General features: G+C 72.7%; 5 protein-coding genes. 1 reads left to right on the forward strand and 4 read right to left on the reverse strand.

What is annotated here, in order from left to right; all coding sequences use genetic code 11:
* On the reverse strand, positions 1-1813 hold a 1813-nt coding region (locus tag LQ222_RS25725), incomplete at its 3' end, for an ABC transporter permease subunit (RefSeq protein ID WP_230169736.1).
* Entirely contained in the window at positions 1806-2897 is a 1092-nt protein-coding gene (locus LQ222_RS25730; RefSeq protein ID WP_308071667.1) for an ABC transporter permease subunit, read from the reverse strand. The genes LQ222_RS25730 and LQ222_RS25725, both read right to left, overlap by 8 nt.
* Before the next feature lie 37 nt (positions 2898-2934).
* Between LQ222_RS25730 and LQ222_RS25735 the strand changes: the two genes are divergently transcribed.
* Positions 2935-4719 carry an extracellular solute-binding protein gene (locus tag LQ222_RS25735; protein ID WP_230169737.1) on the forward strand — a complete coding sequence of 595 codons (1785 nt, stop codon included), beginning with the start codon at positions 2935-2937 and terminating at the stop codon, positions 4717-4719.
* Positions 4720-4758: 39 nt separating this feature from the next.
* On the opposite strand, the gene LQ222_RS25740 is transcribed toward LQ222_RS25735, so the two are convergent.
* Positions 4759-7074: a TonB-dependent hemoglobin/transferrin/lactoferrin family receptor gene (locus LQ222_RS25740; RefSeq protein WP_230169738.1), complete on the reverse strand. Its 2316-nt coding sequence runs from the start codon at positions 7072-7074 to the stop codon at positions 4759-4761.
* A 175-nt stretch (positions 7075-7249) separates the two neighbouring features.
* A partial coding sequence (locus tag LQ222_RS25745) for an energy transducer TonB (RefSeq protein WP_230169739.1) occupies positions 7250-7761 on the reverse strand: 512 nt, incomplete at its 5' end.

The raw sequence follows: 7761 nt of genomic DNA on the forward strand, positions 1-7761 counted from the left end.
GCGGCGGGCGGCGCGGCGGTGGCGAGGGCGGCGCCAGCAGCCGCGCGAGCGCCGGCGGCGCGCCGTGGGCCGGCGCATCCGCGGCCATGCCGCCAACGATCCGGCCGTCCCGCATCACGACGATGCGCCCGGCTGCCGCGCGGGCCGCGGCGATGTCATGGGTGATCAGCAGCAGCGCCATGCCGCGCTGCCGGCGCAGGTCGTCGAGCAGCGCCAGGATCGACCCGCGCAGCGCGGCATCGAGCGACGCCGTCGGTTCGTCTGCCACCAGCAGCACGGGGTCGCGCGCGATTGCCATGGCGATGACCGCGCGCTGCTGCTGCCCACCCGAGAAGGCATGCGGCAGGGCTTGCGGCCGCGCGACGGCCTCCGGCAGGCCGACCAGGCCGAGCAGTTCCACCGCGCGCGCCGTCGCGGCGTCGCGCGGCAGCCCGGCCATCGCCGCCGCCTCCGTCACCTGGCGCAGCACCGGATGCAGCGGGTTCAGCGCCGCGCCGGGCTCCTGGAACACCAGCCCGATGTGGTCGCGCAGCAGCGCCCGGCGCACCTTCTCGGGCGCGCCGATCGTCTCGGTGCCGGCGAGGCGGACCGAACCGGCGATGCGGCTGGCCTGCGGCGGCGCCAGCCCGCAGGCCACCAGCGCGGTGACGGTCTTGCCCGAGCCGGAATCGCCCAGCAGCGCCACCGCCTCGCCCGCACGGACCACCAGGTCCACGCCGCGCACCGCCTGCACGGCGCCGAACGCCACCTCCAGCCCGCGCACCTCCAGCACCGCGTCCGGCACCGCGGGTGTGGACGGCAGCGGTTCCAGCACCCGGTGCGCCGGCATCAGCCGTGGGTCCAGCGCATCGCGCAGCGCCTGGCCGAACAGCGTCAGCAGCAGCAGCACGCCCGACAGCGCACCGACCGCCGCCGCCGCCAGCCAGGGCGCCTGCAGGTTGTTGCGCGCCTGCGCCAGCATCTCGCCCAACGAGGGCGTGCCTGGCGGCAATCCAAGCCCGAGCAGGTCGAGCCCGGCCAGCATCGTCATCGCCATCGCCATCAGGAAGGGCGCGGTGGACAGCGGCGCGGCCAGCGCATTTGGCAGGATGTGGCGCGCCATGATGCTGCGCGCCGGCGCCCCCAGCGCCACCGCGGCGCGCACGAAATCCTCGCCGCGCAGGCGCAGGAATTCGGCGCGGGCATAGCGCGCGATCATCATCCACATGAACAGCGACAGTACCACCGCCAGCACCCAGACGGTCGGCGCCACCGCGGTCGCGACCATCATCAGCAGGAACAGGATCGGCACGCCGGCCCAGATCTCGGTCAGCCGCTGCAGCACCAGGTCGGTGGTGCCGGCGAAGTAGCCCTGCACGGCGCCCAGCAGCAGCCCGATCACCACGGAGGCGAAGGTGACCATCGCGCCGAACAGCAGCGACAACCGCAGCCCCCAGATGAGCCGCGCCAGCACGTCGCGTGCCTGGTCGTCGGTGCCCAGCGGATGGCGCCACGATGGCGCGGCGGGCGCGGCATCCGGCACGCCCGGCGCCACCGAGTCCGGCGCATGGCGGATCGGCGGCCAGAGCTGCACCGCGCCCTGCGCCGCCAGCAGCGCCTGCACGCCAGGATCATGGAAGTCGGCCGGAATCGGCAGGCGTCCACCGAGCTGCCGTTCGGTCGGCCGCACCAGCGCGGGCGAGCTCAGCACGCCGTCGCGCCACAGCAGCACCGGGCGGTCATTGGCGATGAATTCCGCCGGCAACACCAGCACCACCAGCAGCAGCAGGCCGCGCGCCGGCCAGCCGCGCAGCAGGGCACGGCGGTCAGCCACGGCGCGCCTCGAAGCCGATGCGCGGGTCGACCGCGACATAGGCGAGGTCGGCCAGCAGATGCGCCAGCAGGCCGAGCAGCGTGGTCAGCCACAGCGTGCCGAAAATCACCGGGAAGTCGCGCGACAGCGCGGCCTCGATCCCCAGCAGCCCGAGGCCCTGCAGGCCGAACAGTGCCTCGATCAGCACCGTGCCGCCGGTCACTTCCGCCAGCAGCGCGGTGGGCAGGCCCGCGGTCACCACCAGCATGGCGTTGCGGAACACATGGCCGGCCAGCACGCGGCGCGGCGCCAGCCCCTTCGCCTGCGCCAGCAGCACATAGGTCTTGCCCAGTTCCTCGAGGAACAGGTTGCGCGTCATCAGCGCCAGCATCGAGAAACCGGCGATCACCATGGCGGCGACCGGCAGCGCCATGTGCCACAGCCAGTCGAGGATGCGCATCGGCCAGGACAGCTCCGCCCAATGCACGGAGACGAGCCCGCCCGGCGGAAAGGCCTGCCAGAACCGCCCGCCGGCGAACAGCACCAGCAGCGCCACCGCGATCACCATCGCCGGCAAGGCATGCGCCACCACGGTCAGCCCGGTGGCCACGCGGTCGAAGCGCGTGCCACGCCGCACCGCCAGCGCGATCCCCAGCGGCACCGCCAGCAGGTAGGTGAACAGCATCGACAGCAGGCCGAGCGACGCGGTCACCGGCAGGCGTTCCAGCAGCAGCGTCGTCACCGGACGGTCGAGGAACAACGATCGCCCGAGGTCGAAGGCGACCAGCCGCTGCAGCATCAGCCAGAAGCGTTCGAGCGGCGGCTTGTCGAAGCCGAACTGCCGCTCGATCTCGGCGACCAGGCGCGGGTCCAGCCCCTCGCTGCCGCGGTAGCGCAACGCCGGGTCGTCGAAGCCACCATCGGTCGCGTTGCCGCCGAGCACGCGCTCCGCCACGTCCTGCTGGTCGCCGGCCAGGGTCGCGATCAGGTGCTCGACCGGTCCGCCCGGCGCCAGCTGCGCGACCAGGAAGTTCAGCGCCACGATCGCCAGCAGGGTCGGCGGCACGAGCAGCAGGCGGCGCAGGATGTAGCGGGGCAGGGTCATCTGGACTCGGTGGTGGGAAGCGTCGCTATATATGCGAATGACTCTCACTCGCATAGCTCTTGCCCTCGCCCTCCTCCCCGCCGGCGCCGCGGCGCGCGACGACGCGGTCGCCGCCCATGGCGCGCCCGCCCTACCCCCGGGCTTCACCCACTTCCCGCATGTCGACCCGGATGCGCCGAAGGGCTGCACGCTGCGCATGGCGCTGCCGGGCACCTTCGATTCGCTCAATCCCTTCACGCTGCGCGGCCGCCTGGTGATGGGCGTGTGGAACTGGGTGCACGACCCGCTGCTGATGGGCGCGCCGGACGAAAGCCAGGTGGCCTACGCGCACCTCGCCGAAAGCGTTGCGATCGACGAGGCCGCGCGCCGCGTCACCTTCACCCTGCGCGCCGATGCGCGGTTCCACGATGGCCGGCCCGTCACCGCCGAGGACCTGGTGTTCACGGTGCAGGTGCTGGCCCGTCACGGCCGGCCGCATCTGCGCGCACTGGCCGAACACGCCGATCCCGTGCTGGAAGGCCCGCGTGCCGTCAGCCTGCGCCTGCCGCCTGGCGCGGCGCGGCGCGGCGTGCTGCAGCTCGGCGAATTCCAGGTATTGCCGCGCCATGCCTGGGAGGGGCGCGACTTCTCCGCGCTGACGATGGACCCGCCGATCGGCAGCGGCCCCTATCGCGTGGTGCAGGTCGAACCCGGACGCGCCGTGACCTTCGAACGCAACCGCGACTGGTGGGCGCGCGACCAGCCGACCGGCCGCGGCCGGCACAATTTCGACCGCATCGAGCAACGCTGGTACCGCGACCGCGTCGCCGCCACCGAGGCGCTGCTGGCCGGGCGCGAGGACTGGATGCAGGAACCCGACGCCCGGCGCTGGGCCCTGGGCTACGACGTGCCGCCGGTGCGCGACGGCCGCCTGCGCCGGATCGAGCAGCCGCACTGGTACACCACGGGCATGAACGGCTTCGCCTTCAACCTGCGGCGCGACCGCTTCGCCGACCCGCGGGTGCGCCAGGCGCTGTCGATGCTGCTGGATTTCGAATGGGCCAATGCCGCGCTGTTCCAGGGCAGCTTCCGCCGCACCGCATCCTTCTTCCAGAATTCCGACCTGGCCGCGACGCAGCCGCCTGACGGGGCCGAGCGCGCGCTGATGGCAGAATTCCCCGGCCTGTTCCCGGCCGAGGCCTTCGACCGCGCCTGGACACCCCCGGCCGGCGACGGCAGCGGGCGCGACCGCGCCGTGCTGGAACGCGCGCTGGCGCTGCTGGCCGAGGCCGGCTGGGCCCCGCGCGAGAGCGACGGGCGCATGGTCAACCTCGCGACCGGCGCGCCCTTCTCGCTTTCGGTGCTGGCGCAGTCCAATGCGCAGCAGGCGATCATCGGCGTGTGGTTCCGCGCGCTGCGCCGCATCGGCATCGCCCCGCGCTTCGAGGTGGCGGACGCCGCCAGCTTCACCGCCCGCACCCGGGCCTGGGATTTCGACCTGGTCTATCGCTTCACCATCCCGCCTGAATGGCCGGGGCGCGAGCAAATGAGCCTGTGGTCCTCCGAGGCGGCGCGCCGCCTCGGCAGCGGCAACCTCACCGGCGTGGCCGAGCCCGGGATCGATGCGCTGCTCGACCGCCTGGTCGCGGCGCCCGACCGCGACACGCTGCGCACCACGGTGCGGGTGCTGGACCGCGCGCTGCAATGGCGCGACCTGCTGGTGCCCGGCCACTACGACCCGGTGCGGCGGATCATCGTCGCGGCGCGCTTCGCGCCGGGGCCGCGCCAGCCCCGGCGCAGCTATGGCGACGACGCCTGGTGGTGCCGGGACGCGGCGCCCTGAAGCGCCGCGCCCGCCGGTGCCGGCCAGCGCCGGCATCCCTCACCACGTCACGCGCATGCCGATGCGGAAGTTGCGCCCCGGCGCGACCTGCAATTCGATGGGGTTCACCGCCTTGGTGTCGTTGGTGGTGAATTCCGTCCGGTTATAGGCCGTGCCGCCCGGCGCCAGCGGCATGTAGCGCGCATCGAACAGGTTGAAGATGCCGGCGTTCAGTTCGAGGAAGGGCCGCGGCCGCCAGGTCGCGAGCAGGTCGAACACCGTATAGGCCTTCGGCAGATACAGCTGCGACGTGCTGGCCTGCGCCACCTCGGCCGCGTAGTTGCCGTTGAAGGTGACGGTGGTGCCCCAGTCCGGGTTGGCCCAGGCCACGCCGGCGCTGACCGTGAGCGGCCGCGCGCCGTCGAAGGCCGTGCGCCGCGATGTCGGCGTGGCGCGCTGGCGCCCTTCCTGCCAGTTGGCGCCGCCTTGCAGGGTCCATTGCTCCGCGAAGCGCCAGGCGCCGGCGAACTCGATGCCCTGCACCGTCACCTCGCTGAGGTTCTGGTAGGTGATGTTGATGGTGCCCGGGATGGTCACGAAGCTCTGGATGAAGTCGGTGTAGTCCACCCGGAAGACACCCAGGCTGGCATAGGCATTGGGGAACTGGACGCGGATGCCGCCCTCGACGCTGCGCGCCTGTTCCGGCTTCAGGCCGGGGTTGGGCACCAGGTTGAAGGTGGTGCCGGGCAGCGACGTGAACAGCTGCTCGGCGGTCGGCATCTTGAAGCCTTCGCCGTAGTTTCCGTAGAGCGACCAGGTGTCGTCCAGCCGATAGATCGCGCCGAAGCCGAAGGAGACGTTGCTTTCGTCCTGCGTGGTCGGCTCGGCGCCGCGCACCGCCACGTAGTCGGCATCCGGGCGCGGCGAGATGCGCGTGCGCGAATGGCGCACGCCGGGCACCAGCGTCAGCCGTCCGTCGAACAGCGTGATTTCGTCCTGGAGGTAGAAGTCCAGCCGCTGCGTGTCGGCATTGGCGAAGTTGAAGCCGCCGGCGCGCGCCACCGTGGTGCGTGCGGTGGCCAGGTTCACCGTGATGTCCTCGCGCGCATAGTCGGTCGCGGTGTCGCTGGCCGAGATGCCATAGGTCAGCACGTGCCGCGTGCCGGCCAGGTCGAAGCTGGAGTTGAGCTGCACCTCGCCCTGCAGCACGTCCTCGGAATAGGTGAGGCGGTCGGCGATCTGGAGCACCTGGCCATTCGACTGCCGGCGCGTGCGCACGCCGCTGCGCGTGATCTCCTGCGGCTGGTAGCCGGCCATGACGCGCACGCTGTCGAGCCAGCTGAAGTCCGGCTGCCAGGTCACATCCAACATGAACAGCCGGCGGTCGATCTCCTGCCGGCGGTCCCAGGTCAGGTTGGTGAAGCCGCCGGTCGCCGGGCCGCGGTCGTAGGTCTGGTCCACGTCGGTGGTGCGGCTCAGGATGTCGGCGGTGAAGCGCGCCTGGAGGTTCGGCAGCGGCTGCCACACCACGCGGAAGAAGTAGTTGTCGGCCGCGATGTCCTGCGGGTCGAAGCGGTTGCAGGGCAGCGCGCCGGCGGCGACGTTGCGCGTGCAGTTCCAGATCCCGTCCGGCGAGCGCGAGTTGTTGCGCTGCGGCTCCTCCGCGTCGCGCCGCTGGTAGGAGAACATGGCGGAGAATTCGTCCACCTGCCCGGCCACCGAGATGCGGCTCTGGATGCTGTTGTCCACCGAGGCGAAGCTGGTGATCATCTCGCCGCCCCAGACCTCGCCCGGGCGGATCAGGTCGGTGGGGTTGCGGGTGATGTAGTTGACCACGCCGCCCAGCGCGTCCGATCCGTACAGCACCGAACCCGGGCCGCGCAGCACCTCGACCCGGCGCAGGTTCCACGGGTCCACCACGTCGCGCGTGCCGTCGGTGATGCGCTCGATGGTGCGGAAGCCGTCCACCAGCGTCAGCACGCGGTTGCCGCCGACGCCGCGGATGGTGATGCCGCCCAGGCTGCGGAACGGGTCCGCGCCGGTGGTTGCACGGTTCACCGTGACGCCGGGGGTGTAGCGGAACACGTCCTCGATGTTGCGGGCGAGCTGGCGGTCGATCTCCTCGCCGGTGATGACGTCGACGGTGGCGGGCGTGTCGAACAGGCGGCGCGGGTTGCGCAGGCCGGTGGTGTTGACCGGCGGCAGCAGCGTCAGCGGCGGCACGCGCACCTCGCCGGCCGGGGCGGGATCGGCGGTGGGCGCGGGATCCTGTGCGCGCGCAGGCGCGGCGACCAGCAGCGTGCCCGCGGCCCCCGCGAGAAGCAGGGACCGGGCGGTGACATGGCGGGGCCGGGGGGGATGGATGTGTCGCGGCATGGGGGCTCCTGTGCTGGCGCATATGCAAATGCGAATCATTATCAGCGTCAAGCCATAGCGGACCCCGCCAGTCCTGTTTTGCCGTGCCGTGTTCCGGCGGCCACGCCGGCGCGCCACCCCAGGGACCGTGCCGGCAGGCATCGGCCACGCGAAGGAACGCGACCGCCGTGTGCGCTCAGCGCAGGTCGAAGCCGATCGGCACCATCACGCTCGCCTGCCCGCCCGCAATGGCGGGCGGCAGCGGCGGCAAGGGCGAGACGCGGCGCAGCAGGGCCATCGCCTCCTGGTCCAACATCACGGACCCGCTGCCGCGCACCAGGCGCGGCGCCATCACCGTGCCGTCCCGCGCGATGGCGAACTGCACCATCGCGACGCCGACGATGCCCTGGTCCCGCGCGATGGCAGGGTAGCGGAGGTTGCGGCGCAGGATGCGCGCGACCGCCGCGGCGTAGTCCGGCGGCAGGCGCGGGCCATCCTGCGCGCCGGCGGCTCCGCCGGAGGATGGCGCGGAAGCCCCGGCCGGGCCGGCCGCGCCGCCCTGCGCCGGGCTGCCTTGCGCGGCGCCGCCCGGGGCGCCTGCGCCACCCGCGCGATCGGCTGCCGACTGTTCGCGGGCCGGCGCCCGTGCGCGTGGACGCGCTGCCTCGGCCGGTGGGGTGCGCGCGGCGATGCGGGGTGCGGCGGCAC

The organism is Roseomonas sp. CECT 9278 (genome assembly GCF_918698155.1).
In the GTDB taxonomy this organism is placed as follows: Bacteria; Pseudomonadota; Alphaproteobacteria; order Acetobacterales; family Acetobacteraceae; genus Neoroseomonas.

What these genes read in the sequence shown, in the direction of transcription:
- LQ222_RS25735 (WP_230169737.1), top strand. Translation starts at nt 2,935, where the DNA reads ATGACTCTCACTCGCATAGCTCTTGCCCTCGCCCTCCTCCCCGCCGGC.
- LQ222_RS25740 (WP_230169738.1), bottom strand. Translation starts at nt 7,074, where the DNA reads ATGCCGCGACACATCCATCCCCCCCGGCCCCGCCATGTCACCGCCCGG.
- LQ222_RS25730 (WP_308071667.1), bottom strand. Translation starts at nt 2,897, where the DNA reads ATGACCCTGCCCCGCTACATCCTGCGCCGCCTGCTGCTCGTGCCGCCG.